The 26,777-nt window shown below is 53.0% G+C and carries 26 protein-coding genes and 1 riboswitch; of the genes, 21 read left to right on the forward strand and 5 right to left on the reverse strand.

Annotated elements, in window-relative coordinates; genetic code table 11:
• Window positions 1–85 precede the first annotated feature (85 nt).
• A complete protein-coding gene (locus RB298_RS24075; protein ID WP_096776624.1) occupies window positions 86–847 on the forward strand; it encodes an alpha/beta fold hydrolase in 762 nt (253 codons plus the stop codon).
• Here the strand turns inward: RB298_RS24075 and RB298_RS24080 are convergent.
• Window positions 834–2,114, reverse strand: a complete 1,281-nt coding sequence (locus RB298_RS24080) for an adenylosuccinate synthase (protein WP_277747023.1) — start codon at window positions 2,112–2,114, stop codon at window positions 834–836. The two genes, RB298_RS24075 and RB298_RS24080, sit on opposite strands and share 14 nt — an antisense overlap.
• Window positions 2,115–2,331: 217 nt before the next feature.
• On the opposite strand from RB298_RS24080, the gene RB298_RS24085 reads away from it, so the two are divergent.
• The 4 genes from RB298_RS24085 (at window position 2,332) to RB298_RS24100 (ending at window position 6,914) form a co-directional block, all read left to right on the forward strand.
• The gene (locus tag RB298_RS24085; RefSeq protein WP_192572753.1) at window positions 2,332–3,216 is read left to right on the forward strand and encodes a LysR family transcriptional regulator; all 885 of its coding nucleotides are present in this window, start codon (window positions 2,332–2,334) and stop codon (window positions 3,214–3,216) included.
• A 254-nt stretch (window positions 3,217–3,470) separates the two neighbouring features.
• Entirely contained in the window at window positions 3,471–4,817 is a 1,347-nt protein-coding gene (locus RB298_RS24090) for a DEAD/DEAH box helicase (protein ID WP_009592124.1), read from the forward strand.
• Window positions 4,818–4,944: 127 nt separating this feature from the next.
• Window positions 4,945–5,697: an ABC transporter ATP-binding protein gene (locus tag RB298_RS24095; protein ID WP_015737390.1), complete on the forward strand. Its 753-nt coding sequence runs from the start codon at window positions 4,945–4,947 to the stop codon at window positions 5,695–5,697.
• Window positions 5,694–6,914, forward strand: coding sequence for an ABC transporter permease (locus RB298_RS24100; protein ID WP_251498567.1), 1,221 nt, complete (start codon window positions 5,694–5,696; stop codon window positions 6,912–6,914). Before RB298_RS24095 ends, RB298_RS24100 begins: the two co-directional genes overlap by 4 nt.
• Window positions 6,915–7,053: 139 nt before the next feature.
• On the opposite strand, the gene RB298_RS24105 is transcribed toward RB298_RS24100, so the two are convergent.
• The 3 genes from RB298_RS24105 to RB298_RS24115 all read right to left on the reverse strand — a co-directional run bounded on the left by RB298_RS24105 (window position 7,054) and on the right by RB298_RS24115 (window position 9,386).
• Window positions 7,054–7,176 (reverse strand): hypothetical protein, encoded by a 123-nt coding sequence (locus tag RB298_RS24105; RefSeq protein ID WP_009592125.1) that lies wholly within the window; start codon window positions 7,174–7,176, stop codon window positions 7,054–7,056.
• A 171-nt stretch (window positions 7,177–7,347) separates the two neighbouring features.
• A complete protein-coding gene (locus RB298_RS24110) occupies window positions 7,348–8,646 on the reverse strand; it encodes an aminotransferase class I/II-fold pyridoxal phosphate-dependent enzyme (RefSeq protein ID WP_486048913.1) in 1,299 nt (432 codons plus the stop codon).
• 125 nt (window positions 8,647–8,771) lie between these two features.
• Complete coding sequence (locus RB298_RS24115; protein WP_486048915.1) at window positions 8,772–9,386, reverse strand: pyridoxamine 5'-phosphate oxidase family protein; 615 nt, start codon at window positions 9,384–9,386, stop codon at window positions 8,772–8,774.
• Between the two features lie 127 nt (window positions 9,387–9,513).
• On the opposite strand from RB298_RS24115, the gene pdxR reads away from it, so the two are divergent.
• The 3 genes from pdxR to RB298_RS24130 all read left to right on the forward strand — a co-directional run bounded on the left by pdxR (window position 9,514) and on the right by RB298_RS24130 (window position 13,288).
• Window positions 9,514–10,980: a MocR-like pyridoxine biosynthesis transcription factor PdxR gene (pdxR, locus tag RB298_RS24120; protein ID WP_486048917.1), complete on the forward strand. Its 1,467-nt coding sequence runs from the start codon at window positions 9,514–9,516 to the stop codon at window positions 10,978–10,980.
• 59 nt (window positions 10,981–11,039) lie between these two features.
• Window positions 11,040–11,825, forward strand: coding sequence for a helix-turn-helix domain-containing protein (locus RB298_RS24125; RefSeq protein ID WP_009594561.1), 786 nt, complete (start codon window positions 11,040–11,042; stop codon window positions 11,823–11,825).
• A 608-nt stretch (window positions 11,826–12,433) separates the two neighbouring features.
• Window positions 12,434–13,288, forward strand: a complete 855-nt coding sequence (locus tag RB298_RS24130) for an SDR family oxidoreductase (RefSeq protein ID WP_486048919.1) — start codon at window positions 12,434–12,436, stop codon at window positions 13,286–13,288.
• 63 nt (window positions 13,289–13,351) lie between these two features.
• Here RB298_RS24130 and asd read toward each other — a convergent pair whose 3' ends face one another.
• Window positions 13,352–14,155: an archaetidylserine decarboxylase gene (gene asd, locus RB298_RS24135; protein ID WP_015737385.1), complete on the reverse strand. Its 804-nt coding sequence runs from the start codon at window positions 14,153–14,155 to the stop codon at window positions 13,352–13,354.
• A gap of 165 nt (window positions 14,156–14,320) precedes the next feature.
• Window positions 14,321–14,433, forward strand: a riboswitch (TPP riboswitch).
• A 91-nt stretch (window positions 14,434–14,524) separates the two neighbouring features.
• Here asd and RB298_RS24140 point away from each other — a divergent pair.
• The 13 genes from RB298_RS24140 to RB298_RS24200 all read left to right on the forward strand — a co-directional run bounded on the left by RB298_RS24140 (window position 14,525) and on the right by RB298_RS24200 (window position 26,728).
• Window positions 14,525–15,154 (forward strand): ECF transporter S component, encoded by a 630-nt coding sequence (locus RB298_RS24140; RefSeq protein ID WP_015737384.1) that lies wholly within the window; start codon window positions 14,525–14,527, stop codon window positions 15,152–15,154.
• Window positions 15,147–16,823: an ABC transporter ATP-binding protein gene (locus RB298_RS24145; RefSeq protein WP_486048921.1), complete on the forward strand. Its 1,677-nt coding sequence runs from the start codon at window positions 15,147–15,149 to the stop codon at window positions 16,821–16,823. The genes RB298_RS24140 and RB298_RS24145 overlap by 8 nt, the downstream gene beginning before the upstream one ends.
• On the forward strand, window positions 16,820–17,626 hold the full coding sequence (locus RB298_RS24150) for an energy-coupling factor transporter transmembrane component T family protein (protein ID WP_486048923.1): 807 nt from the start codon (window positions 16,820–16,822) through the stop codon (window positions 17,624–17,626). Before RB298_RS24145 ends, RB298_RS24150 begins: the two co-directional genes overlap by 4 nt.
• 156 nt (window positions 17,627–17,782) lie before the next feature.
• The gene (locus tag RB298_RS24155) at window positions 17,783–18,352 is read left to right on the forward strand and encodes a TetR/AcrR family transcriptional regulator (RefSeq protein WP_486048925.1); all 570 of its coding nucleotides are present in this window, start codon (window positions 17,783–17,785) and stop codon (window positions 18,350–18,352) included.
• Window positions 18,353–18,356: 4 nt separating this feature from the next.
• Entirely contained in the window at window positions 18,357–18,716 is a 360-nt protein-coding gene (locus tag RB298_RS24160) for a DMT family transporter (protein WP_486048926.1), read from the forward strand.
• A 477-nt stretch (window positions 18,717–19,193) separates the two neighbouring features.
• The gene (locus tag RB298_RS24165; protein ID WP_486048928.1) at window positions 19,194–19,892 is read left to right on the forward strand and encodes a response regulator transcription factor; all 699 of its coding nucleotides are present in this window, start codon (window positions 19,194–19,196) and stop codon (window positions 19,890–19,892) included.
• A complete protein-coding gene (locus RB298_RS24170) occupies window positions 19,892–20,824 on the forward strand; it encodes a sensor histidine kinase (RefSeq protein ID WP_486048930.1) in 933 nt (310 codons plus the stop codon). The genes RB298_RS24165 and RB298_RS24170 overlap by 1 nt, the downstream gene beginning before the upstream one ends.
• Window positions 20,825–21,195: 371 nt before the next feature.
• A complete protein-coding gene (locus tag RB298_RS24175; protein WP_096776611.1) occupies window positions 21,196–22,119 on the forward strand; it encodes an ABC transporter ATP-binding protein in 924 nt (307 codons plus the stop codon).
• Window positions 22,112–22,852 carry an ABC transporter permease gene (locus tag RB298_RS24180; protein ID WP_486048932.1) on the forward strand — a complete coding sequence of 247 codons (741 nt, stop codon included), beginning with the start codon at window positions 22,112–22,114 and terminating at the stop codon, window positions 22,850–22,852. The genes RB298_RS24175 and RB298_RS24180 overlap by 8 nt, the downstream gene beginning before the upstream one ends.
• A 386-nt stretch (window positions 22,853–23,238) precedes the next feature.
• Window positions 23,239–23,829, forward strand: a complete 591-nt coding sequence (locus RB298_RS24185) for a YkoP family protein (protein WP_096776609.1) — start codon at window positions 23,239–23,241, stop codon at window positions 23,827–23,829.
• Window positions 23,826–24,575 (forward strand): polysaccharide deacetylase family protein, encoded by a 750-nt coding sequence (locus RB298_RS24190; RefSeq protein ID WP_375121931.1) that lies wholly within the window; start codon window positions 23,826–23,828, stop codon window positions 24,573–24,575. Before RB298_RS24185 ends, RB298_RS24190 begins: the two co-directional genes overlap by 4 nt.
• A gap of 770 nt (window positions 24,576–25,345) precedes the next feature.
• Window positions 25,346–25,942 (forward strand): LysE family translocator, encoded by a 597-nt coding sequence (locus tag RB298_RS24195; RefSeq protein ID WP_096776607.1) that lies wholly within the window; start codon window positions 25,346–25,348, stop codon window positions 25,940–25,942.
• Between the two features lie 6 nt (window positions 25,943–25,948).
• Entirely contained in the window at window positions 25,949–26,728 is a 780-nt protein-coding gene (locus RB298_RS24200) for an AraC family transcriptional regulator (RefSeq protein ID WP_096776606.1), read from the forward strand.
• Window positions 26,729–26,777: the final 49 nt, after the last annotated feature.

The following is a 26,777-nucleotide window of genomic DNA, read 5'->3' on the forward strand; positions in this document are numbered from 1 at the left end:
CTTATTTAACGGATATGATGTTCTCAAGCAGCAAGGGTTCCATTGAATCCTTGGAACAAAGGTACATTATGGAAGGGGAATATGCATGACTAAACAACAAAAAATGATGCAGGAAGAACTGGGGTTTGTTTTTTTACATGGAGCCGGAATGAACGGAGGCGTGTGGGATATCGTTGCGGAAGGACTGGGCTATCCGTGTTTGAAGGTTGATTACCCGTCGCGGGAAGAGGCTGCAGGGATGCCCGGGCATCATTTGACGCTGGAGGATTATGTAACCCATATGGCGGAGCAGGTGAGAAGATGGGATACGGACAAGTTCGTCCTTGTGGCGCATTCCCTGGGCGGGGTGTTGGCCATGGAGCTGGCTGCCAGGTTAGCCGAACGGGTAGCCGGATTCGTTGCCATCGGTGCCGCCATACCTAAGAGCGGCGGTTCGTTTATTTCGGCGCTTCCGTTTCCCCAGAGGATCATCATGCCGGTTTTATTAAAAATGGCCGGAACGAAGCCGCCTGAATCCGTGATCCGCAAGGGGCTGTGCAGCGATTTGCCGGAGGAGCAGGCCTCCCGCATCGCAGCAGAGTTCATCCCGGAATCCCGTAGGGTCTATACGGACCGCGTTCAAGCATCCGCACCCCAAGTGCCTAAGCTTTACGTGAAGCTCACCCAAGACAAGGAGTTCGGAGAATCCTTGCAAGAGCGTATGGCAGCCAATTTGTCGGCGGACAGGGTGGAGAGCCTCAGCACCGGTCATCTGCCGATGCTGAGCGATCCCCTTGGTGTCCGGCGCATTCTGGAAGGCTTCGTTGGCCAAGTGAAAACAAGCCATGTATCTGCTATCTCATCATAATCTGATCCCGTCTCGGGCCGACGGAGATCGTCTTGACGGGTACGCCAATGGACGATTCAATAAACTGCACGTATTGCTGCGCCGCTTCCGGGAGCTCGTCGAAGGAACGGATATGCGACAGGTCGCATTTCCAGCCCTTCAGCGTTCGCAGGACAGGCTTTGCGGACCGCAGATCGGCCGTTACCGGAAAATGGTCAATGATGCTTCCATTCTCTAATTCATAGCCGACGCATACCGGAATGTCATCCAGATACCCCAGTACGTCAAGGTTGGTGAGAACGGCTTCGGTAGCTCCCTGAATCATGCAGCCGTAACGGGTGGCTACCGTATCAAACCATCCCATTCGTCTTGGCCGGCCGGTCGTAACTCCGTATTCGCCTGCATCGCCGCCAAGTCGTCTGAGTTCATCCGCTTCATCCCCATGCAGTTCGGTCACGAAGGGGCCTGCGCCGACGCAGCTTGAGTATGCTTTAACAACGGCAATGACTTGGCTGATAGCGTACGGCGGAAGTCCTGCTCCGACCGGTGCATAGCCTGCCAGCGTGGAGGAGGAGGTGGAAAACGGGTATATCCCGTGATCCGGGTCGCGCAGGGCTCCTAACTGGCCCTCCACAAGAATCGGATCGCCTTTCATATAAGCTTGCTGCAGCAGCGTGGTCGTATCCTGAATATACGGGGACAGGAACTGGAAGGGCTCCAATAGCTGCTTGACCATCTCATCAACGCTCAGCGGGTCCCTTCCGTAAAGATGCTGCAGCTGCACATTCTTGATGTCAAGCATCTGCTCGAGCCGTTCACGAAGTCCTTCGGGGTGTAACAGATCAGCGACCTGAATGCCCAGCTTGGCATATTTATCCGCGTAGAAGGGCGCGATTCCGCGTTTCGTGGAACCGAATCCCCGGGCGCCGAGCCGTTCTTCCTCGAGTTCATCCAGCAGCCGATGAATGGGAAGCACGACCTGGGCGCGCTCGGATATAAACAGCTTCGGAGCGGGAACGTTTCTGGCTTCCAGTTCCTGAAGCTCCCCGATCAAAACCTCCATATCCAAAGCCGTTCCCGGACCGATGATATTCGTTACGTTTGGATAGAATACACCCGATGGCAGCATATGCAGCGAAAATTTCCCGTAATCGTTGATAATGGTATGCCCCGCGTTACTCCCTCCCTGAAATCGAACGACATACGACGATTGCGCCGCAAGAACATCCGTCATTTTACCTTTGCCTTCATCTCCCCAATTGGCTCCTACAATGGCTGTGACTGTCAAAACATGTTCGCCTCCTACGATCATTTTCTTGTACATGGCTCATTATATGAGCCGCTTGATTATAAATAAAATTGATATTAGTAATAGTGGACATTAGTTTGGCTTATGTTATACGATTCTTTAGAGAAGAATACGGGGAACGGTGGAATTCGAAGATGAACTCTCGAATTTCGATCCAAGGTTCCTGTTATCATTTGATAAAATCGAGGTCATCATGATGGAAATCAATATGGAGTGGTATCGCGTCTTTTATTGGACTGCGCGGCTCGGCAGTTTATCGAGGGCAGCGGATCATCTGCATATCACCCAGCCAGCCGTCAGCCATACCGTTAAGCATTTGGAGGAAACGATCGGAGGTCCGCTGTTCTTTCGGACCACCAAGGGAGTGAAACTCACGTCCGAGGGCGATGTGCTGTTTCGCTATATCGAGCAAGCCTTCGGTTTGATCGAAATCGGCGAGAAGGCGATCGCGGACATGCATAATTTGCACAGCGGCGAAATCAATATCGGGGCAAGCGATACGCTATGCAAGTATTACCTGCTGCCGCATTTGGAGTATTTCCACGCCGCTTATCCGGATATTCGCATCCGCATCACCAACCGAACCACCCCGGAAACGCTGTCGCTTCTTAAGGAAGGGAAGATTGATTTCGGCATCGTTCATTTACCGGCTTCCGATAAACAAATCGACTTTCGCCCAAGCTCGCCGATCCATGATTGTTTAGTGGCCGGCAAATCGTATGCGGAGCGGGCCGGATTACCGCACCCGTTGTCCCTTCACGATATCGGGAACTACCCGCTGCTTATGCTGGAGACCGGGGGAAGCACGAGGAGGTACGTGGATCAATTCGCCGAACGCCAAGGCGTGAAGTTAAAACCGGAGTTCGAGCTTGGCAGCATCGAGCTGCTGGTACAGTTTGCCCGAAGCGGCTTCGGACTGGCTTTTGTCATTCGCGACTATGCCAACGACGAATTGCAAACAGGCCAGCTGATCGAGGTGCCGCTCGATCCGCCGATTCCCGAGCGCAGCATTGGAATTGCAACGCTTCGAGGCATTCCGCTATCTGCGGCGGCCAAGTCGTTTCTCGCTCTTCTGCCCTAGGCATGACCATCAAGCATAGATGAAATAACCTGCATGAAATGCAGAGCATGGCCGTTTCTGATGTTTGATTTGGTGGCAACTCCTGTTTTGGCATATAATGAGAAAGAGTGAACAAGACTCGTTCGAAAAAACGCCTGCTGTACTTTCAATAAGGCAAACAAACTGCACGTAACGGAAGTTTCTCCAGCGATATCAGGCAGCACGCGCTTTGGAACCATAGACTTCTGATATCTAAAAAAAGGATGGACTAACATATGACTGGAACTACATTTCATACATTAGGAATAGCGGAGGATTTGTCCTCCCGATTGGCGGAGTTCGGCATTGTCACGCCTTCTCCCGTTCAGGCTGAGGCGATTCCTCCCATACTCGAAGGCAAGGACGTGCTGGCGACTTCCCAGACGGGCACGGGAAAGACGCTTGCTTATTTGCTGCCCGTTCTTCAGGGCATCGATCCGGAGATCAAGGGAGCCCAGAAACTGATTCTCGCTCCAACGCAGGAGCTCGCCGTTCAGATTGTGAGAGAGAGCGAGCGCTACGGGGAAGCCCGCGGAATCGGCGTGCTCGGCCTGATCGGCGGTGCCGCGGCCAAGCGTCAGATTGAGAAGCTGCGGCTGCATCCGCAGCTGATCGTGGGAACGCCTGGACGCGTGCGGGAACTGATCGAAATCCGGAAGCTGAAAATGCACCAAGTGACCACGATCGTGGTGGACGAGGTGGACCAGGTGTTTAATCTGGGCGGCGCCGGCGATGTGGATCGCATCCTGCGCAGTGCCTTGCGCGACCGTCAATTGGTATTCTTATCCGCAACGGTGAGTCCGGAGACGGCCGAGCTCGTGAAGAAGGAGATGGATCAGCCCGTTGAAATCGGGATCGATCCGGAGCGTCGGACGCCGTCCGCGCTGGAGCATTATTATTTCGTCTCGGAAGAGCGCGACAAGCTGGACATGCTGCGCCGCGTGGTTCGGCATTACAATCCCGACCGTGCGATCGTGTTCGTCAATGCCACCGAGGATTTGGCAGAGGTGGAGGCGAAGCTGAATTACCTTGGATTAAACGCAGCTGCCCTGTACGGGGACGCCGACAAGATGACCCGGAGCCGGGTTTTGAACGCGTTTAGAGAAGGGCGCACCAAGCTTCTGGTGGCTAGCGATGTCGCCGCCCGGGGGCTCGATATCGAAGGGCTCGGCATGGTGATCAATTACGATCCGCCGATTGATGCCGAGCATTACACGCACCGCGCAGGCCGCACGGGACGCATGGGGCGGAGCGGCATGGCGATTACGCTTGTCACGGACCGTCAAACGTTCATCATGCGCAAGTTCAATCGCGAGCTGGGCATATCGATCGAAGAACGCGCCCTGTATGGCGGCAAGGTAAGAACCCCGCGTTCCGCTCCGACCGATCGGGGTCAAGGTCCCCGCGGGTCGGCTGCGGGAGCTGCCCGAAAAGACAAGCCTGCCCGAAAGCCCGCTTCCATCAGCGTCAATGGCAAGTCCGGAAACGGCAAGGCATCGGGCGAGCGTCAAAGTGAACGGGAGCGTGACCGCAAGAACAAGGGCGCTCCGAAATGGTTGAAGAACAAGCCTCCACGGGGCTAAAGCTGCGGCCTCCGCGAGCGTAGGGGCTTGCAGCAATGATGTTGTTTTTTGGGTCCGATTTATGCGGATTCGGTAAGGTCATCATCCGTGTGGATTGGACTCTTTTCAGAATAAGAGGTGATCGATAATGAGCGAACAGCCGGTATTGTCTGTTCAAGGATTAAGCGGCGGATATAGCATAAACCGACCGGTTCTGCATGACGTAACCTTTCAGGTGGAACCGGGGGAAATGGTAGGTTTGATCGGCCTGAACGGCGCGGGCAAGAGTACGACGATGAAGCATATCCTCGGTCTGATGAATCCGCAAAAGGGGATCATCCAGGTCCAGGGGAAGAGCCGCTCGGAGCATTCGGAAGCGTATCACAGCGCCTTGGCTTTCGTTCCCGAATCCCCGCTGCTGTATGAGGAGATGACGGTGCGCGAGCATTTGGAATTTACGGCTCGTTCCTACGGCGTGTCCCGCGAGGATTATGAGACGCGCTCGGCGCAGCTGTCGAAGATGTTCCGAATGGAAGAAAAGATGGACAGCCTGTCCACGCATTTGTCCAAGGGCATGCGCCAAAAAGTGATGATCATGTGCGCGTTCGTCGCGAGACCGTCGCTGTACATCATCGACGAGCCCTTCCTTGGGCTTGATCCGCTCGGGATCCGCTCGCTGCTTGACTTTATGCTGGAATTGAAAGCATCCGGCGCATCCGTATTGCTAAGCTCCCATATTCTCTCGACGATCGAGAATTATTGCGACCGGTTCATCGTGCTGCACCGCGGCAGCATCATTGCTCAGGGGACGCTGAAGGAAATACAGGATCAAGCGGGAAGACCGGGCATGTCCCTGGAAGAGCTGTTCAATGTGCTGATTCAGGACGGTAAGGGCGAATGAATCTGCGTGAGCTGTATGTCAAACGACGCGGGCAGTTCTGGGGTGAAATCCTTCCCTATCTGGGTTATGTCATACAGAGCGGCGTCGCCGTCGTATTCCTGTTCCTGCTGATTGCATTCGCGGCATGGTATACCGCACTTCTGCAGCAAGTTCCGCCAGATCTGCCGATACGCTGGATCATGCTGATTTTCCTTGCGCCCCTCATGATCAACAGCAGCATTCGCACATATCTGCGCACGGCGGATACGGTGTTCCTCATTCCGCAGGAATCCCGAATGAAGGAATATTTCCGCAAAGCATGGTTTAGCGGAGTCATATATAAAATCATCGGCTTGGGATTGGTCCTGCTCATTCTATGGCCTCTATACATACGCAGCGATGTTTCGCCAAAGACGCTGCTGGCTACGTTTGCTGTCCTGACCGTGTTCAAGCTGCTGTCCAGCTATGGCAGCTGGAAGGAGCAGCTTATGGTGTCACGGAACGCGGCAGCGGCCTATCGGGCACTCCGCTGGATCGTTCCGGCACTGAGCCTGGCTGCCTGGCTATGGCATCCAACGGGCCGTGCCCTCCTGTTCATGGCGCTGCTCGGCCTCACGTATGTTGCCGCGTTATCTGTTCCCGTCAAACACTTGGTCGCCTGGGAGCGATTAATCGCCGTTGAGCAGCGGCAGGCAAGCCGGGTTATGATGGTGCTGAGCTGGTTCGTGAATGTGCCTCAGCGAGAGCAGCGCGTCCATGCGCGGAAATGGCTGTCCGGATGGGGGAAAGGATTGGCGTGGAAGAAGGAGAGCGCCTATCGCTTTCTTCTTATCAAGAGCCTGACACGCAGCGATATTCTGGGCATTCTGATCCGTGTCGGACTGCTTGGAGCCTTTATCGTATGGGCCACCCGGGACAGCCTGGTATCGGCGCTTGTATATCTGATCAGCCTGATGATTGTCGGGCTCCAATTGTCTGCGCTGCGCAAGCTGCATCCGGAATCGTTCTGGCTGCACGTCTATCCGCTTCCGGAAGGAACTCGCCGCGACAATGAAGGCAAGCTGATCTTCCAGGTACAGCTGTTCTGGGCCGTACTGCTGTGGCTTCCGCTCGTTCCGGGCATCCTTAGCGCGCCAGGGCGGATACTCGGTACGATGGCTGCAGGCATCGCGATTGTGTTCCTGTTCCGAAGCGCCGCTGCCCGAAAGAGCCGGCGCGAAGACGATGACGACGAATAGAATAAAAAGGGAAGAGGCCGGGACGTTAGCGTCCCGGCCTTCTATCGGTGATTATCGTATGGGTTAGGGTTGGCTGCAGAAATCGCAGTGCGTCGTGTGGCGACCTGCGATTTCTAGTATAGCTGTTATCTGATTGTCATTACACCCAGAAAGAACGAGTGATGATAACGAGCAGGATAAAGAGAACCAGGATTGCTCCGACTCCATATCCACCGCCGTATCCGCCGTATCCACCGTGTCTTACTTCTTCAACTGCACCCATGTTCATTCCCCTTTCGGTTCGTTGATTTATAGTACACGGTATTGTATGTAGCTATTGGTCTATGTGTATGGGCGAGCGTTTAGATATGGCAGAAGAAAAAATAAAGACCGGGGAAAAGAATTCCCGGTCTTTATTTTACCTAAACGTTTATATATTCGGATGCATGGATCATCAAGCCTTCTGCAGATCCTGAATCCCTTTGTAGACCAGGTCGAACAGATCCTCCAAATACTCCTCGTCAATACAGGAGAAGGCGATCCGGAGGTCATGCTCGCCAAGGGCGATGGTTCCTACGCCATACTCATGAATGAGATGGGAGCGGAGCTCCTCGGCGTTTACCGTGTTCAGCTTAAGGCACATGAAGTAGCCGGAGTTGAACGGATAGTACTCCCAAACATCGCCATATTTGCCGCTGTCGAGGATGGACTTCACTTTGTTGGCTCGGCCCTTCATGATGACGAATTTCTCTTCCTTCTGCTCGTGGAATTCCGGCGATTTCAGCGCCTCCAGAACAAAGGTCTGCGAAGGGTGGGAGGCACTGGATATCGTTGCGCGGATAATGCCGAGCGTTTTCTGCTCCAGAGCGTCCAGCACGTCTTTGTCTTCAGCCGCATACGTAATGAAGCCGACCCGGAATCCCCATACGAATTCTTCCTTCGTAGCACCGTCGACTTTCACGGGAAGCACGCGAGGATGAAGGCCCGCCAGGCGTCCGAAGAGCGATTCCTTCAGAGAATCTTCAAAGAACAAGCCGAAATACGCATCATCCGTTACGACGACAACGTTCATGCCGGCCTCGGCAGCTTCCTGAATCGTGGACACGATGGCCGCACCTTCTTCCGCGCCGGGCGTGTAACCCGTCGGGTTGTTCGGGAAGTTCAGCAGAACGACGGCTTTGCCTTTATCCTTCTGGCTCAGCAGAGCCTGACGAAGTCCGTCGGCGTTAAATTTCATATCGTCCGTGAAGAGAGGATAGGTTACATGAATGCCATGGCGGCGAATGCCGAAGGTCAGTTCGTAATTTTCCCAGTTTTTGTCGGGATAAATGACGGCATCCCCTTCATCCACGAACAAATCGGCTACGATGCTAAGTCCATGCGTCAGCGCATTCGTGACGATCGGATTGCTGAAGCTCTTGCCTTCAAGCGAAGGATTCTCCTGAATCATCTTGTTCCGCCATACGGAGCGAAGCTCCGGCTTGCCGGCCGGAGGGGCATACGGGTACAGATCTTTCGGCTGGTATGCCGAAAGTTTGTCTTGGATGACGCCCAGATGCATCGGGATTCCGCCCTCGGTTGCAATGCCGATCGTAGCGTTATATTTTTTCGCATGGCTCGTCGCTTCCGCGGATTGGCTCAGGATGCCTTCCTTCGGGAAGTAGATTTCCCTGCCGAGTGTGGAGAGCATGTCGTACACATGCGGATTGCCAGCTTGCATTTTTCCATTCAATTGACCAACCAATGGGTTCATGAACTGATTCCTTCCTTCCGAATACTTTTGGTTAAGGTAAGAGCAGGTGACAAGTTGCCTTTACGTTTTCATTGCCTAACATTATACCACCTACCCCAGGAACCGTCACGGATAAATGTAATGCTTTAACGCGGTCCAGGGTGATACTTGCAAATCAGTCCTGCCGTCTCCTCGTCCCGATTCTTGCCGCGGCATTCCAGGCCTTCGACGACGGCTTGGAGCCGATCGGGCTTCAGGTTCTGGCCGAACTTGAACTTGGCGCTCATTCGCTGCGGAGTCAGCCGGATGACGGCTACCCCTTTCAGCCTGGAGGTGTAAGACCGGTCGTTCGCGTCGATGGCGCGGTATCCGCCTTCAGGCTGCAGCTTTTGCATCAGCGCCTCCATCGCAAGCGCCTTTTCCTCCAGATTGTCCACGATCACGGCCTCGCCGATAGCCGTTACGCTTTTGAAATAGGCCGTGGCCGGGCATGCCATCTCGGGGTCGGAGAAATAGGAAGGGATGAGGGCATACTCATCCGCAATGGTGAAGCATACGGCGGGCGTCCGGCGGAGATGGTCCATTTTCTCACCCATCCGGCTGCCGTGAAAATAGAACGCTCCGTTGACATAGGCAAAATTCAAAGGCGTTACACGCGGGATTCCCTCTTCATCGGCTGTTCCAAGGAAACCAAAGCTCATCCCGCGAAGGAAGTCCTCGATCTCTTGGGGATCCTCCATCGCAAATTCGTCTCTTCTCATGGTTACATGCTCCCCCTATCATTTTGAATAACAGCATACGATGTTCATTGACAAGGAAAAAGCGCCAATTTAGAGTAATTAGTATAGTCCAATTTGATCGTAATCCCAAAATAGAGGAGATATCGCCATGGAGCTTGGATTGCCGTTCGAGACCTATGTGGAACAATATCGATATAAATATTTGGCTCTGTACCACGCGATTCGCGCCGCGATTCATAGCGGCAAGCTGCCGGAAGGGACGAGGCTTCCCGCAACCCGCGAGCTGGCCAGGCTCTACGGGGTGTCCAGGGGATCGGCCGCGCAGTGTTATGACATGCTGATGGCCGAGGGCTATGTCGTATCCCGGCAGGGCAGCGGAACATACGTGGCCGAGGGAATAGCTGCCACGGCAGGCCAGCCGCCATTGGCCGAGCGGGCGCCGGCGCTCTCCGCTTGGGGGCAGCGACTGATGAGCCAAAGCGGGGAATATGTCTCGGCACAGCTGCTGCTAAAGGAGCCTCCCCCGGGTACGATCTCTTTCGCGAATGCGAGGATGCCCATGGAGGATTTCCCTTATTCGGAGTGGCGGAGCGCGTTATCCTATGCAGGCGGAAGCGGGGGAGCCGAGCTGCAGAACGGAGCGCCCCCGGAAGGGGATATCGAACTGCGCCGGGCGATAGCCGGACACCTTCGGTTCACGCGGGGCATACAGGCGGATCCCGAGCATATCGTGGTTTTCAGCGGTTCCATGCAGGGGCTTGTCCTGATGTTCCAGCTGTTGGTTGATCCCGGCGATCACGTGGTGATGGAGGATCCGGGTTATCAGGGAATCCACCGGGGCATAAGCTTGAGCGGAGGGATTCCGCTGCCGTCCCCTGTCGACGATGCCGGATTGATTCCGTGCGAATGGGATGCCGGCCTGCTTGTCGTAAGCCCCAGCCGTCAATACCCGACCGGCGCGGTGCTGCCGCTGGAGCGAAGAAGGGCGCTGCTGAATTGGGCGCGAAGCCGCCAGGCCTTTATTATCGAGGATGATTACGACAGCGAATTCCGCTGGGGCGGCAAGCCGATCGAACCTCTGAAAATGCTGGACGACGAGGGACGCGTCATCTTTGTCGGCTCATTCTCCAAAACGATGTTCACCGGCCTCCGCATCGGTTATGCCGTGCTTCCCCCGAGCCTGGTTCAGGCGGTCGTTCAGGCCAAGGCCCTGTACGAGCCGATCTCGCCAGCCGTATTGGAGCAGCGCGCCTTGGCCCGCTTTATTGTAAGGGGAGGTTACGGGAGGCATCTCAGAAGAATGACCCGGCTGTACGGCGCGCGGTATGAGGCGCTTCGCCATGGGATGGAAACCCATGCCTCGGGCTTGTTTCGCCTTCACCCCGGCGATGCCGGCCTGCACGTTTACGCGAACTGGCTGCGCTCCGCGGAAGAGTATGCCCTGTTCCAGGAGGCTGCCCGCAAGCGCGGCGTCATGTTTCGGGATGCGGCGGCCTATCATCGTACGCCCGGGCCGCCTGCCGCCTGCTTCGGCTTCTCGCATCTCGGCATCTCCAGCATCGAAGAAGGGGTTGCCCGGATGGCGCAGGCATGGCGGGACATGCAAAAAACATAAAAAACGGGTATGATGGGAAAGAGGTCAATTTTTGAATGAGATGAGGGGGTTATGACGAGATGCTGAATGCATCGCCGTCTTCGTTTATAATCATGCCTGCGCTTGCCAAAATCGTTTGCGAGCCGGGCTGGAAATGGCAAAAACGCGAAAGGCCCATGCAGAACTACGATTTGTTCTATGTATGGAGCGGCGAAGGCACGGTCGAGCTAAATGACGAGCCCTTTACCGTGGGAAAGGGAAGCTGCTTCCTGTTCCGACCCGGAGATCATACGAGCGCGACGCACAATCCGCAGAAGCCGCTCGTATTGACATATATCCATTTTGACGTGACCGACCCGGTCGAAGAGATTCCGGCATCTTATCGCAAGCTGACGGAAACGATGGATTTCGAATATTTGCTTGCACGCTATGTGCGTTTGTATCTGGACAAGCCCTATGGTTCACTGGAAGAGGGCCAGCTCATTCTGAAGCAGCTGATGATTCATTTGCTGCGCTCGGATCTGGATGCGCCGGTGGTCAAAAAAGCAAGCAATCAGCTGTCCGAGGCGATCCATGAAATCGCGAATTACGTCCGCCAGCACCCAGGGGTTCCCCATCGGGTCGAGGATTTGGCGGCCAGAGCGGGGTTGTCTCCCCGCTACTTCTCGATCAAGTTCAAGGAGCTGATCGGCACGCCGGTGCAATCCTATATCATTCAGATGCGGATCGAGCGGGCGCAGCATCTGCTGCTGCATCAAGGGATGAACGTAACGGAAGTGGCCGACGCGCTGGGTTATCGGGATATTTTCTTCTTCAGCCGACAATTTAAGCAGTATACGGGCAAGAGCCCATCCGAAATTCGGTGATTCCCCGCCCTTCCATAACTTACCTGCTTGGTGGAAGGGGCCTATGGGTTTCATAGCAAGCGATTTAGGGTAAAAACGACGTACAGTTTCATTTTAAGATATCAGAAAGTATAAATTCGAAGCAAGAGCCTTCCTGATATCGCAAGAAAAACTTCCGTTAAATGCGGTCTGTCTTCTATGCAAGTACGTCGATAGACGTTTTTCTTATGAAGGGGGGAGAGGGGAATGAGCCCAAGAAGACGGGTGCGTGGACGTTTCTTCAGTCGTGGCGGCTGCGGTATTTTCAGAAATCGCTTGCGCCGCATGAAGACAACGAATCCGAATCATCAGGACGTTTGGTTTTAAAGGACCTTGGCCTACATACGGGTGAATCCCGTTATCATATACGCATTTCGCTGGAAACACGCAAAAGGGAGCTGACAAGCTCCCTTTTTTATTGGGATTAATTTTATAGGTCAGGACTCGGACTGCATTGCAAACATTTGATATATTGGGAATATACATAAAACGCTTAAGAGCAAAGCTCGAAACAGATTAGGCATTTTGGATATAGGAAGGGTGACGCGTGTGAAGGAGAGAGTGGCATCGACGGAGCCGGCGGTGATCCGGTGGTAACGGCGGGAGCAGGGAAGGTTGCGCTGGTCACGGGCGCGTCAAGCGGGTTCGGACTGCTGATCAGTCTGGAGCTGGCAAAAGCAGGTTATGACGTGGCCGCGGGTCTTCGCAGACCTGAGGCGGCAGCAGAGCTGCTGGCTCAGGCTGAACAAGCAGAAGTTACCGGGCGTATTCACATCTTCCGACTGGATATATGTGCCGAGGAGCAGGTCAAGGCTGCTGCTTCGGCGCTGGAGCAGAAGTTCGGCCGCTTGGACGTGCTGGTGAACAACGCCGGCGAGGCGGTGGGCGGCATGGTGGAGGAAGTGCCGCTGGGGGGCTGGCGAAAGCAGATGGAGACGAATTTCTTCGGGACCGTATCGGTGACGCAGCATATGCTCCCGCTGCTGCGCAAGACCGGACGGTCCAAAATCGTTCTCATGAGCAGCATTAGCGGCAGGGTCGGCTTTCCGGGTTATGGTCCCTATGCGGCGTCCAAATTTGCGTTGGAGGGGTTCGGCGAGAGCCTGTCCATGGAGGTGATGCCCTTTGGCATCGATGTCGTGCTGGTCCAGCCCGGTGCCTACGGCACGCCGATCTGGAATAAGAGTTTTGGGGAGCTGGCGGTCAAGGAAGGATCACCCTACAGCGGTCTGCTGAAGGGCGTGCTGGACTATTCCGAGCGGACGGCCAGGGAAAGCGGAGATCCGCAGGAGGTAGCCCGTCTTGTGGCAAGCATATCGTCCATGACCAAACCGAAGTTCCGCTATACGCTGCCCCGAGGCACGCGGCTGACCGCGCGGATCAAGGGACTGCTGCCGGATCGGCTGTTTCAGCGGATCATTTACCGGCTGCTGAGCAGGCGGTAATCCTTCATCCGTCGAATGTTTCATGGACTTAACTTATAGCGCATGCTTGGAAGGTGAAAGGAATTACCCTTTTCGGGCTGTGGAAGGGTGCAGCAAACCGAGCAGTTCTCCCATCTTCACCTTGGAGCCCGGTTCCAAGTCACCGCGGGGTGTAAATGTGCCGTTCTCCGTCAAGAGCACGACGGTAGAGCCGAATTCAAAGTACGCAAGTTCGTCGCCAATGTCGTATTTCTTCACGCTCTCGTCGGCATAACGGATGCTGCTTACGTTCATGGCTCCGACCTTCACGACCGCAACTTCGCCGAATTCATGGGCAATATAGGTAATGAGGCGCTCGTTGCGGCTGAGCACGTTTCGGATATGGGTCATCGCAAAATCGTTCACGGGGTATACCCGGCCCTTCAAATGCTCGCTTTCCGCTTGAATGCCGGTTACCGGGGAATGTATGCGATGATAGTCGGTTGGGCTTAAATACAATACGAATGCATAACCGTTGATATAATTCTCCATTCTCGGTGACTTGGCGAGCAGCTCGCTCAGGGTATAATCCTGTCCCTTGACGCTGAGGATGGTGCCGGCGTTGACGGCGCACATCGCCGAAATCGTGGCATCGACGGGGCTTACCATGGCATCGGCGGTGTCGTCTATGGCGCGCAGGCCTATTTTTAACCGGCGGGAAAAGAATTCGTTCAACGAACGGTATTCGTGGATCTCCTTCTCCGCTTCATGCGCCGGGATTTGGTAGATTCGTATAAATGCAGGTATTAGATGACGGCTCAGCCGGCTGTGGGAACAATGCCCCATGATGCGGGACAGCCACTTGCGGGAGGACAGCTCGGTCATCAGACGCAGCAATTGTTTAGCCATGTCATTCTCCTTTGTGCATAGGTGTCGGCAATAAAACGTTGGTGGAAAAGCCAATCACTCTGATATTGACATAGAATGAGCCGGAAATCAATAAATAGCCATTTTTGAAAAAAGGTTCTTGCTAATTGGGGAACGAATGTGTATTTTAAGATTAACATGAAACCGAATAGGGAATACGGGGGCTTGAGTGAATCAGGCTGAGATTGCAGCTGCTATCCGCTGTTGACCGTTAATCTGAACTGGGTAATGCCAGCGTAGAGAATATCCGACCCTGCCTACATAGGGCCTATTTTTCCGTCTGCGCGTTTTTCCAGACGGTTTTTTGTTGTGTTTATACAAAAATATCGGTGGAGAGGGGAATGTGTTGTTATGGGAACGTCAGTGCAGGAAAAATTGGGGGTACAGCCTAGAAAAGGGCTGCGTTTAAGCGATATTTTGGTGACGGTGCTGGTATCGCTGGTGCTTGGCGTCATTTATCATTTCTGGGGATCGGTTTACAATCTGCTGAAACCGCTGTTCTTCGAAGCGGATGAACTGTTATACGGCATGTGGTTCGCAGCGGCCACGCTCGCTTACCTGCTGATCCGCAAGCCGGGAGTGGCCATCATCGCGGAGGTGGCGGCGGCCCACGTGGAAGTGCTGTTCGGGAGCGGCTGGGGACTGACGCTGCTGCTGTACGGTCTCATTCAAGGGCTGGGCGCGGAATTGGTATTCGCGGCGTTCCGTTACCGGAGCACCTCGGCGTGGACGGTGGCGATTGCCGGGGCCGGCGCGGCGGTCGGCTCGATGGTGATGGACTTCTATTACAGTTATACCGATGATCTTCAGACCTGGATGTTCCTCGCCAAGTATGGCATGCGGATTCTCAGCGGCGCCGTCATTGCCGGCTTGCTCATGCTGCTGCTGGCCAAAGCGTTGGACCGTACGGGCGTCACATCCCTGCTGCGCCCTGCGTCCAAGAAGGATTATGAAGCACTGGATGATCCGCGCCATGTCTAAAACCGCCGCCCGCTTGGTTTCGTCTTCAACCGCCGAGGCGGTTACGGAGCAGGCCGTGCATGTGGAGGGATTGCGCCTGAAGTATCCGGGCGAGGAGCGTTTGATGTTTAAGGACTTGTCCTTCTCGGCTGCCCGCGGGGAAAAGGTGCTGCTGCTCGGTCCGAGCGGCTGCGGCAAATCCACGCTGCTTCAGGTGCTTAGCGGGATGATTCCCCGCGCCACGGAGGTGCCGATGAAATGCGAAGCCCAGCTGGTGCCTCGCTCTTGGGGATATGTATTCCAAGATCCGGATACCCAGTTCTGCATGCCGTACGTGGATGAAGAGCTGGCCTTCGTGCTGGAGAACCTCAGCGTTCCCCGCGACGAGATGAAGGAGCGAATGCAAGCCGTCCTGCATGAGGTTGGGCTTGACCTTCAGGAGCTGCATATGCCGATCGGTCATCTGTCGCAGGGGATGAAGCAGAGGCTTGCGCTGGCTTCGGCCCTTCTGCTGGAGCCGGAGGTGCTGTTCCTCGATGAGCCGTCCGCCCTGCTCGACCCGGAAGGCAGGGAGCAAATCTGGTCAGCGGTGAAGGCCGTATCGGAAGGGCGTACGCTGATTATCGTGGAGCACCGGATTGAAGAAATGGCCCAATACGTGGACCGCGTGGTGCTGTTCACCCCGGATGGCGCCATTCTGGGCGATGGTCCGCCGGCAGCGATATTCGCCGAATATGCGAGCGAGCTTCAGGCGTATGGCATCTGGTATCCCGGCGTTTGGGAGGATTATGCGGAGTCTCGGGCAGGACGGGAGCTGTTTGCTCCGGTAGACGCGCCAGGCGATGAGCTGGGAAGTCTCATGCCTGAGGCAGACTCATCGTATGCCCACCTTGGGGAGCCTGTCATTCGGTTAGATGATTTCCGGGGATTGCGATGGGAGAAACCGGTCGTCTCTCTTCCTTCGGCTGAGGTATATCCCGGAGATTTCATTGCGGTGATCGGGCCCAACGGCGCAGGCAAAAGCTCGTTGCTGCTCAGTTTGATGGGGCTCCTGCGCGCCGAAGGGACCTATGTGCTCTGCGGGGAGGAGGTCATCCAGGGCAAGCGCAGGAAAGTGCGGAAGAAGAGAGAGCGGCAGCTGCGCCAAATCGGATTCGTGTTTCAGAATCCGGAGCTTCAGTTTCTGACGGAACGTATCGGCGATGAGGTGATGTACTCGCTGCTGGTGGACCATATGCCGCCGGAAGAAGCGAAGGCACGGGCCGACCGCTGCATGGAACGCTTTGGGCTGGACGGCATGGATAACAGGCACCCGTACCAGCTGTCGACAGGCCAGAAGCGCCGGCTGAGCGTTGCCACGGCCATGGCAAGGCAGCCGGCCGTCCTGCTCCTGGATGAACCGACCTTCGGACAGGATGCGCGGAACACGTTCGCGATTCTGGAGATGTGCGAACGGCTGCGCCGCTCCGGAACCGCCATTCTCATGGTGACCCATGAAATGGAGATCGCGCAGCGGGCGGCCACGCACATCTGGGAGATTCGGGAAGGGCGGTTGACGTCAAGTTTGCCTTCCCCGCGCTGGTGTAGCGGGACGGAATCCGGACGGGAGACGGGCAATGCGAATCACGCCGATGCGTCGCGGGATACGCTGGCTGCATCCGGTCATCTCCATACGGGGGTGAATGCATGAATATATGGAATCCTGTGCGGATCACTTGGCTGCACCGGGCGGATCCGGTGGTGAAGCTGGGACTGATCTGTGCGCTGTTTTTTATGACGGTGCTGACCCATGATCTTGATTTCGTCATGTATCAGGCCTTTATCTTTATGATTTGCCTCGTGGTGCTCAGCGGGGTGAAGCCGTGGAAGATGCTGCTGTTTTTCATTCCGTTCCTGCTTGCCTTCATATCGTCCGCCTCTTCCATGATGCTGTTCGGTAAGGGGGAGACGATCTGGTGGGAATGGGGATTGTTCCGGGTATCGGAAGAAAGCTTCTATCGGGGACTGCATCTGGGCTTTAAGGGGATTGCCTTTGCGTCAGAAGGGCTGCTGCTCGTGACGACAACGTCCTCGGTGGATTTGTTCTACAGCCTGATGCAGAAGCTGAGGCTGGCGCCGAAGTATGCGTACAGCTTCATGGCCTCGATCCGGCTGCTGCCGATGGTCTGGGAGGAATATGTGATCCGCCGCCAGGCTTTGAAGGTACGGGGAGTCCGCCCGATTCGGGGAGTTCGCGGCATGGTGAACCGTGCAGGCATGTATGTGGTGCCGCTGCTGGCGCAAAGCATCCGCCGGGCACACCGGGTGGCTGCTGCGATGGAGGCGAAGCAATTTGACGGGGACCGGGCGAAGGCCCGAACGTATTATTACCCGTCACGATATTCCCGCTACGATCTTCTGGTCGTCGGTTTACTGGCAGCCGCCGCCTGCTGCGCCTATATTGCGGCCGGATATTTTCCTTGGTTCGGCATTGGCGACGTGCGGTTTGATTAAACCGTTGTTCTCCGGACAAGGGCCTGCTTACGGCTTGTAAGCAGGCTCTTTTTTTGTTGATAACTCCAGAGGGTCTGGATTTTATGCTGATTGAGGCGTTATAATACTAATGGTACCAATAAAGTATTTTCAGTACCAGAAAGAGGGTTTGGTCACTTGCGCGAGCGAATATTAAATGAAACGATCCGTTTGATTCAGCGGCAGGGGTTTACGTTTACGGTCAGTGATCTGGCCCGCGGCCTTGCGATTAGCAAACGGACGATTTATGAGCATTTTTCATCCAAGGAAGAAATCGTTGAGCATATCATTGACGGGATGATTCGTCACATCCAGCAGCGCGAACGCGAAATTGCGGCGGACGAGACGCTTACCGTTCTGGAGAAAATCCATCAGATCCTGATCTGCCTGCCTCAGGAGATGGAGAAGATGGATTTGGGGATGCTGCCGGATCTGAAGCGGTCGCATTATCCGCAGTGGGAGAAGCTGGACACCTTTTTCCGGGAAGAATGGGGCATTGTCACCGAGCTCATGGAGCAGGGCATGGCCGATGGCAGCATCAAACGGATTCATATGCCGCTGTTCATCGACCTGTACCTTGGGTCGCTCCATCAGATTTACGATTCGAGGGCGACGGTGAAGCATCAACTGCCGCTGGGGGAGCTGCTGCAGTCCGTCATGGATATTTTATTGTTCGGCATTGCCGCTGAGAAACGGAAGGGGTCATGAGATTATGCATTGGGTCTATCTAAGTTTGGCTATTCTGTTCGAGGTGGCGGGCACGCTGAACATGAAGCTGTCGGAAGGATTCAGCAAACCGCTGCCAAGCGTGCTGCTGGTCGTGTTCTATATTTGCAGCTTGAGCTTCCTGACATTGAGCCTGAAGCAGATTGAAATATCCGTGGCTTACGCGATCTGGTCGGGACTCGGCATCATGATCATTACGCTGATCGGTTACATGTTCTTTGCGGAGCAGATCAACGGGCTCAAGGTATTCTCGATTCTGCTGATCATCGCGGGCGTTGTGCTGCTCAATTTATCCGGCAGCGCGCATGCGCAGGATCTACCGAAGACGCACCAGTCCGGTCATTAAGGGCGAACAAGCTGGAAACTCCCCTTCAGAATGTTCCACACGGGAATCCACAGTACCCCGGTGCTTTCCATGGCAACATGGGAAACCTGGTGAGACTGAAGCCAATCCCGCAGCTGATACAGTTCGTTTGTAGTCGTTCCAAACGTTTTAACTGCTTGATTCGACTTTTGATTCAAAGGGGCCGGTTAAAACACAAGCAACAACCGTAGCTTGATGAACGTCCAGACCGCAACAACGTTCTAAAATAGCGTCCATTGTGCATCCCTCACATTTAAAAGATGCGGGTCATGCAGCCTTCGATTTGTATTTTTGTACACGTGCTTCATGCGACACTCGGCGGTACGCAAGGCTGCAACAGATCAGTTTGTGGGGTTATTTTAGTTTGAGCGGTTATTTGAAGATGAATCTGAATATACCTTGGGGCCGTTGTTTCCAGTATATTAGAGTTATGGACGTAAAAAGAAAGGCGTGAATGACGTGGCTTCGAACATACTTCTTGTAGAGGATGACAGCTCGATTGGCGAGATGGTAGAGAGCTATTTGACGATGGAAGGTTTTCAGGTGGTGCTTGCCAAAGACGGAGAGGAGGCGCTCGAGCGGTTTGCGAAGCGAGATTATGACCTCGTACTGCTGGATATGATGCTGCCCAAGATCAGCGGTATGGATTTTCTTAAAAAAATCAGGGAGAAAAGCCATGTGCCGGTACTGATCGTATCCGCAAAGGATGGGGAAGTGGACAAGGCGCTCGGCCTTGGTTTTGGCGCGGATGACTATATTACGAAACCTTTTTCGATGATTGAGCTGACGGCGAGAGTGAAGGCCGCTATCCGCCGCGTGACGGCTTATGTAATAGGACCCCCAACTGAGCAAAATAAAATCATCCGGGTCCATGAACTAGAGATGGATCTGGATCATTTGACCGTGACCAAAAACGGCCAGGAGATCAAGCTGACGGCCAAAGAACTGCAAATCTTAAAGCTGTTTATGACGAATCCGAAAAAGGTATTCACCAAGCAGCACATTTTCACATCCGTCTGGAATGACGACTATTTCGGCGATGAAAATGTCATTAATGTGCATATGAGCCGTTTGCGCGACAAAATTGAAGATCAGCCCTCCGATCCGCAGTACATCAAAACGCTGTGGGGCATCGGCTACCGTTTGGGGGAATTTTAGTGGTTGCCGTTCTGCTGATTGTTGTGATCATGTTGGCGTTGCTGAATGTGATGCAGTGGATGGTTCGGAAAAAAAGAGCTAAGCAGCTCGGCTACATCATCGATAAACTGAATACGATTGAGGATTCGTCCTCGCAGGAGCAACTACTGCTTTTTACGGAGGATCCAGGATATCGTAGACTGTTGATTGCCATCAATCACTTGCTTTTGCAAACCAGGCAGTCCGAGACAGGATTTATGCGTACAGAAATCGCGATGCGCCGGATGTTGGCAAACATATCGCATGATTTGAAGACGCCGCTTACCGTGGTGCTCGGTTATATCGAAACGTTGAACCAGAAGGCCGACTTGCCAATGGAGGAAAGGGAGCGGCTACTGGATAAGGTGCATACGAAGACTGTAGAGATCGTAGAGTTGATCAACCGTTTTTTTGACCTGGCCAAGCTGGAATCGGGGGATAAGGAGATGCCCCTGACCCGCATACATATCAATGAAATTTCCAGAAACAGCATGCTGATGTTTTATGATCTAATCGAATCCGAAGGGTTGCAGGCTGACATCGATATTCCGGAAACGCCGCTTTATGCATGGGGCAATGAAGAAGGACTAAACCGCGCATTTAACAATGTGCTGAGCAATGCGATCCGTTATGGTTCACAGGGCAAGGTGATCGGCATGAAGCTGCGGGATGAGCAGGGCCGGGTGCTTATCGACATTTGGGACAAAGGCAAAGGTATTCATGAACGGGATCAAGAGCTTATTTTCGAGCGGATGTATACGCTGGAGGATTCAAGGAATAAAAGATTCCAGGGCAGCGGTTTGGGTCTGACGATTACGAAAAGACTGATCGAGCTGATGGGCGGGGAAATTCGCGTCGCAAGCAAGCCGTATGAACGGACCGTTTTCACGATCTCGTTAAAGAAGCTATCGTAGCGCGGCTTCTTAACATCATATTAGTGCTAGACAAAAAGCGAAAGTAGCGTAGGAGACGGGATCGATTCTTACGAAGCTGAAATAACCCTCTGATGTCACGCTACAATGGCTGGCGTCAGAGGGTTTTCTGTTTGATTCTCGTTCTTGGGAACGATCCCACCGTATTGGGAGACCATGAGAAATCTCTTAAACGAACGTGTCGGCACATTAATCTGACGGGTTGTGAGTGAATCGGTCTTTTTTTATTCCATGTGATATGATTGTTTCGAGTCGCTTTCTACACTTAAGAGATTCGTAAGAATTGCGCAAGAAATATGAAAATGTTGGCGGTTATACTATGATCAAGAGATAAGTGAGAGGGGCAAATATAAATGAGTTATGTCATCAGTACCCGCCATGTCAGCAAAACCTATAAAGGCAAAGATGTTGTCTCTGACGTCAGTATGAATATCAAGCAGGGGCAGATTTACGGACTGCTCGGTCCAAACGGAGCCGGTAAAACAACGCTAATGAAAATGATGCTGAATCTGGTCAAACCAACCAGCGGTGAAATTGAAATATTCGGAGAGAAGCTTACGCCTTCATCGGTTGAAATGTTTAAACGCATTGGCAGCATCATCGAGTATCCGATTTTTTACGATAAAATGACGGCGATTGAAAATCTGGAAATGCATGCGGAATATATGGGTTATTATAACAAACATGCAATTAAAGAAGCGCTTGAGATGGTTAATCTAACTTCCATCCAGGGCAAATCGGTATCCGAATTTTCGCTTGGCATGAAGCAGCGCCTGGGCATGGCCCGCGCCATTATAACCAAACCCGAGCTGCTCATTCTGGATGAACCAATCAATGGACTTGATCCGGTCGGAATTAAGGATTTTAGAAGTTTGCTGAGCATGTTGAGCAAGGAGTACCGGATGACGCTGCTAGTCTCCAGCCATTTGCTGGGTGAGATCGAACAAGTTGCAGATACGATCGGCATTCTTCAGGGCGGCAAATTTATCCGCGAAGTGTCTATGGATGAGATGCGCAGCGAAAACACAGATTATATCGAAATTGTGACCCCACAATGCAAACAAGCTGTATTTGTACTGGAAAATCAGCTGAAAGTCAGCAATTTCAAAATCGTCGGTGATTCAGCCATACGCATTTACGAGTCCAAATTTACGCAGCAGGAATTGACCAAGGCGCTGGTACTGAATGATGTGGCGATTGAATCGATAAACCATAAGCATACTTCGCTCGAGGAGTATTTTATGCATCAGATTAGCGGAGGTGAGCAGTATGCTTAAGCTGATCCGCATGGAGATGAAAAAGCAGAAGTTAGCCTGGTTTTATAGAGGGGCGGTTATTGCAACGATCCTATGCGCCGGTTTCATGCTTCTTATAGCCTACACGGAGGGGGGCGGAGATCCTGCATTCGGGAGTGTCGCCGATATAGCCTACACGGAGAGTGGCGGAGGTCCTGCTTTCGCGAGTTTCGCCGATGCGTTATCGATAGCGGGGCTACTTTGCCGTGCGGTATTTATCGTGTTTGCTTCAGTCTTGCTAAGCAGATTTATTATTGAGGAATACAAAAATAAAACGATCAGCTTATTGTTTACGTACCCGGTCGAGCGTAAAAAACTGATCATGGCGAAAATGCTGCTGGCTCTGGCTCTTACGTTTGGAGCGATGCTCATCTCGACTCTTATTATCTGTATATCCATTCTGGCTCTGAACAGTCATTTTCAGTTTATTCCGGGAAAACTGGAGGCCGGCGTACTACTGCATACGGGGATCCAATTGTTGATCCAAACATTGTCAGCAGCGTGCCTCAGCCTCATTCCTTTATTCTTCGGGATGCGAAAAAAATCCGTACCGACAACGATCGTATCCTCGATCATTATCGTGGTCTTAGTCAGCAACAACACCCAGGGTCTTTCGCTTAGCACAAATATAACGATACCGTTGATCTTGGGAGTTATCGGTCTCCTGATTGCTTATCTCTCGTTCCGTAACGTAGATAAGACGGACGTAGCTTAACTAAAAAAGCACTCTTCTTATCGGCAGCTTCGCCTGCAAGAAGGGTGCTTTTTTACGGAGATACCTACATGAATTTGGTGTTCAACTCCGGGGAATTCGGCCTGGCTTAGCTTCGGCCTTTTGCAGTGCATATCCATCTCGGATAAAAAAGCGATCAGGCTGGGCATGATGCCTTTGTTGGTGCGCGTATTTTCCGCCAGACTTCAGTACATATTCCCAGTATTAAAACTTAAGAAAACATTAAGAAACAAGAAAGGGAAAAGATAGAATCATTTTTTAATATAATGGCATGGGTTTTTGGTTTTCCGCCATCTAACTAGGGAATAAAGGCGAGGTCTAACTGCAGAAGACCGATTCAAAAATGAAAAGGAAAGATGTGACCGATAATGAACATGTTAGCTACTATTACGAAGGCAAGCGCTCAGTCGGTATGGATGGCTTGGGAAGCGGTTTTTGATCAAATCACGAAACTGCGCAGCGCCGGACTAAAAAGATACGGGATTTGCAAGCTGGTCATCCGCCGGCATCATGGAAAAAACCTGAAGTGCCAGGACGGAGAGTGGATTTATTCGGGGGATTGGGTCGGTGAACTCCATTTGGACAACCGGCAGGTATTGGAGCTTTCCAAAGAGCTGGGGGCTGACCGGGCCGCACTTTTGACCGCAAGAATGCTGCGGAGATCGATCACGCAAATTAGCGAGGCGATGGAGACGGAACCGGAGCTTGCGCAGGTCAAAGCTTTGACTGGAATAACGCTGCTGCACCGCGGTATTATTCACGGGCTCGGTTTTGAGCTGCATCCGCTGGAATCCAAGGGGTTTCGCGTGTTCTCTACTTATTATTTGCGGCTTTTACTCAAGGTGCTGCATCCGGTGGGCCGGGAACGCACGAAGAAAAATGCTCCCAAGCTTGTGCCCAAAATGCTGATGCTGACCAGAAAATCATTGCTTTTGCGTTATTCTAAGGAAACGGCATGAGTATGGTGATGCTGAATCTGCTGCTGATGTTTGTCTTTATCTATATGATCATTCCATATGTTATCACACGGATCTGGGGATTTGGGGTAACCCTGCGCGGCCGGCGTGGCCGGCAGATCGCTTTTACCTTTGATGATGGCCCAGACCCGCTGCATACTCCTAAACTGCTGGATCTTCTCAAGAAAAAAAGGATCAAAGTGACCTTTTTTGTACTGGGCAGCAAAGCGGAGCGATACCCGGAGCTTATGAAACGCATCCACATGGAAGGGCATCAAATCGGGATTCACAACTATTCCCATCTTCCCAATTGGCTAATGAGTCCGCGCCATATACGGAATAAGCATGTCCACCGGTCTGCCGATATCATCGAACGAATCACGGGCGAGCGCCCGGCATTTTATCGTCCTCCATGGGGGATTTTGAATTTAGGCGATTTATTTGCTTTGCGAAAATACCGGATCGTGCTGTGGTCGATCATGGGGTGGGATTGGGGCAAGGGGAGCAAGAACATACCGCTCAAAGAACGGATCTTGGATCAGCTTGAGCCTGGCTCGATTATTTTGCTGCATGACAGCGGAGATACTTGGGGGGCGGAGCCTGATGCCCCAAGCAGAATGATCGCAAGCCTTGAGGAAGTGATTGACACGGTCCATATCCAAGGGTATGAATGCGTCCGCGCCGATGAACTGCTGCATAAGCCGCATGATTCGCGCAGCGACCTTTCAAAAGGCTTCCGGGTTGGATGATGCGTGTAATATTAACAAAGAATGATCATTCAATTGTTTTCCGGTCCCATGATCGACCGTGTTCCGCTGCGGGGGCTGCTGGTATATACCCAGCTCTCTTTAGGCCCTGCTGCTGCTCATTGTGCCTGTGGCGCATTATTTCGGCTTTTTGACGGTCGGTTTAGTGCTTGCCATTACGCCGATACTAACGACGCTGAACATGTGTTTTTATCCGACTCAAATGTCGGCGCTTCCCAAAATCCTTGATAAGAAGCTGCTTACGCAAGGAAACTCCTTGTTCTCCATTGCTATCAAGCATCGAAGTGGCCTGCAATGCGTTTTCCGGCGCTTTGATTATTGTACTCGGCGCTGTTTCGCTCTATTTATGGAACTCGTTGGGATTTTTCATCGGAGATCTTTTGTTTACCCAACTGAGAATCAAAATACCAATCAGTAATCCTTATAACAACGTTATTTCAATATTGGATGACGAGACGAATCGATCGAAAACACGCCGGGATCATTTGATATATCGGATATGAAAGAAAGACAGTTTTCTCGATCCTGCTGATCATCGCAGGGGTCGTGCTGCTCAATTTATCCGGCAGCGCGCATGCGCAGGAGCAACCGAAGACGTACCAGTCCGGTCATTAAGGACGGTATCATGAAATGATTTTCGCTTAAGGGCCGTACTCGTTACGGCTCTTGTTCTGCTGCAATAATGTACTATGCCCCGCTTCGCGTCCGGCTCTATAATGACAAAGGAAATTCCTTTGTTAGGAGCTATCATCATGAACCTGTCTTCGTTTTTTATTTACTGTTTTATCGTGGCTTTCTCGCCGGGACCGTCCAATATCGTCATTCTGTCTTCGGTCCAGAACTCCGGCATGAAGAAGACCTTACGCTACATCGCCGGTGCCTCCATCGCTTTTTTCTTATTAATCGCCGCTTCGGTCTTATTAGGCCAGCTGCTGTCCTCCGGCATGCCGATCATTCTGCCGATCATGCGGGTAGCCGGCTGCCTGTTCATGCTGTATCTTGCGTATCAAGTGTATAATATGGACGTATCCAAGTCCGGCGTTAACCAAACGGCTTCTTTTACGTCCGGATTTCTGATGCAGTTTATCAATCCGAAGGTGGTAATGTTCACGCTGACGGTCATTCCCAGCTACGTGATGCCTTATTATACGGCAGGCCCTGTCGTTTCGGCGTTTGTGGTCGCTGTATCGTTAATCGGGCTGTCCGCGTATATGACCTGGGCCGTGTGCGGTAGCCTTTTTCAAGGAATTATGCAAAAATATCGGAGGACGACCAACACGATCCTGGCTTTGTTTTTGCTGTATTCGGCGATTGTCGTATCCGGCATACCGGAGCTCATAAAGGGGTGAAGGAAGATGGAGCAGTTTATTTATAAAAAAGCGGTGGGCATTACGGCGCTGTCCGCAAGCCTGACGGATTTCAAATACAAGAAGCATTACCACGAGGAGTATGCCCTCGGCGTTACGCTGCGCGGCATACAGAAGTACGTCCTTGACGGCAGCCAGCAGGCTTCTTACCAAAGCGGGGTCATGCTGTTCCATCCGGAGCAGAATCATGATGGCTGGTCCCAGGAACGAACGGGCATCGACTACGTGATGATCTATATTCATCCGGAGCTCTTTCTGGAATTGACTCAGAAAAAGGATATCGTGCGGTTCCAATCTCCGATCGTATATCATGCGGGACTGCGGCAGAGCATTCTGGATGTGACGAGGTCGATCTTCACGGGTCAGCCGGAGGCTAAGAGCAGCGAGCTGCTGCTGGGCTTGGCGGGGCATTTTAACGAGGATATTCTGAACCCGGACGGCAGGAAGGACAGCGTATTTACGCGGAAGGCGAAAGACATGATGCACGATCATCTGGAGCATGTCCTCCGTCTGGACGAATTGAGCGGGGAGTTCGGGATGTCGAAGTATCAGTTCATCCGAACCTTCAAAGCGAATACGGGGCTGTCGCCCTATCAGTATTATTTGAACTGCAAAGTGGAGCGCGCCAAGCATCTGATCGAGGACAGCCGGGATGTTTATCAAGCTGTGACCCAATGCGGCTTCACGGATCTTGCCCATTTGAACCGGCATTTCAAGAACGTGTACGGCACGACGGCGTTTGATTATATGTCCCATCTGGATAAGTAGAGGCGGCAGGCTGAAGCTTCTGTTAGCTGTGATCATGCTTCCACCGCGA

Source organism: Priestia sp. BR_2, from assembly GCF_041954005.1.
GTDB lineage: Bacteria > Bacillota > Bacilli > Paenibacillales > Paenibacillaceae > Paenibacillus_AQ > Paenibacillus_AQ lautus_A.

What these genes read in the sequence shown, in the direction of transcription:
- RB298_RS24195 (WP_096776607.1), top strand. Translation starts at nt 25,346, where the DNA reads ATGAACCTGTCTTCGTTTTTTATTTACTGTTTTATCGTGGCTTTCTCG.
- RB298_RS24200 (WP_096776606.1), top strand. Translation starts at nt 25,949, where the DNA reads ATGGAGCAGTTTATTTATAAAAAAGCGGTGGGCATTACGGCGCTGTCC.
- RB298_RS24140 (WP_015737384.1), top strand. Translation starts at nt 14,525, where the DNA reads ATGGGAACGTCAGTGCAGGAAAAATTGGGGGTACAGCCTAGAAAAGGG.
- RB298_RS24115 (WP_486048915.1), bottom strand. Translation starts at nt 9,386, where the DNA reads ATGAGAAGAGACGAATTTGCGATGGAGGATCCCCAAGAGATCGAGGAC.
- RB298_RS24180 (WP_486048932.1), top strand. Translation starts at nt 22,112, where the DNA reads ATGCTTAAGCTGATCCGCATGGAGATGAAAAAGCAGAAGTTAGCCTGG.
- RB298_RS24160 (WP_486048926.1), top strand. Translation starts at nt 18,357, where the DNA reads ATGCATTGGGTCTATCTAAGTTTGGCTATTCTGTTCGAGGTGGCGGGC.
- RB298_RS24185 (WP_096776609.1), top strand. Translation starts at nt 23,239, where the DNA reads ATGAACATGTTAGCTACTATTACGAAGGCAAGCGCTCAGTCGGTATGG.
- RB298_RS24075 (WP_096776624.1), top strand. Translation starts at nt 86, where the DNA reads ATGACTAAACAACAAAAAATGATGCAGGAAGAACTGGGGTTTGTTTTT.
- RB298_RS24105 (WP_009592125.1), bottom strand. Translation starts at nt 7,176, where the DNA reads ATGGGTGCAGTTGAAGAAGTAAGACACGGTGGATACGGCGGATACGGC.
- RB298_RS24145 (WP_486048921.1), top strand. Translation starts at nt 15,147, where the DNA reads ATGTCTAAAACCGCCGCCCGCTTGGTTTCGTCTTCAACCGCCGAGGCG.
- pdxR (WP_486048917.1), top strand. Translation starts at nt 9,514, where the DNA reads ATGGAGCTTGGATTGCCGTTCGAGACCTATGTGGAACAATATCGATAT.
- RB298_RS24190 (WP_375121931.1), top strand. Translation starts at nt 23,826, where the DNA reads ATGAGTATGGTGATGCTGAATCTGCTGCTGATGTTTGTCTTTATCTAT.
- RB298_RS24175 (WP_096776611.1), top strand. Translation starts at nt 21,196, where the DNA reads ATGAGTTATGTCATCAGTACCCGCCATGTCAGCAAAACCTATAAAGGC.
- RB298_RS24110 (WP_486048913.1), bottom strand. Translation starts at nt 8,646, where the DNA reads ATGAACCCATTGGTTGGTCAATTGAATGGAAAAATGCAAGCTGGCAAT.
- RB298_RS24085 (WP_192572753.1), top strand. Translation starts at nt 2,332, where the DNA reads ATGGAAATCAATATGGAGTGGTATCGCGTCTTTTATTGGACTGCGCGG.
- RB298_RS24125 (WP_009594561.1), top strand. Translation starts at nt 11,040, where the DNA reads ATGCTGAATGCATCGCCGTCTTCGTTTATAATCATGCCTGCGCTTGCC.
- asd (WP_015737385.1), bottom strand. Translation starts at nt 14,155, where the DNA reads ATGGCTAAACAATTGCTGCGTCTGATGACCGAGCTGTCCTCCCGCAAG.
- RB298_RS24095 (WP_015737390.1), top strand. Translation starts at nt 4,945, where the DNA reads ATGAGCGAACAGCCGGTATTGTCTGTTCAAGGATTAAGCGGCGGATAT.
- RB298_RS24090 (WP_009592124.1), top strand. Translation starts at nt 3,471, where the DNA reads ATGACTGGAACTACATTTCATACATTAGGAATAGCGGAGGATTTGTCC.
- RB298_RS24150 (WP_486048923.1), top strand. Translation starts at nt 16,820, where the DNA reads ATGAATATATGGAATCCTGTGCGGATCACTTGGCTGCACCGGGCGGAT.
- RB298_RS24100 (WP_251498567.1), top strand. Translation starts at nt 5,694, where the DNA reads ATGAATCTGCGTGAGCTGTATGTCAAACGACGCGGGCAGTTCTGGGGT.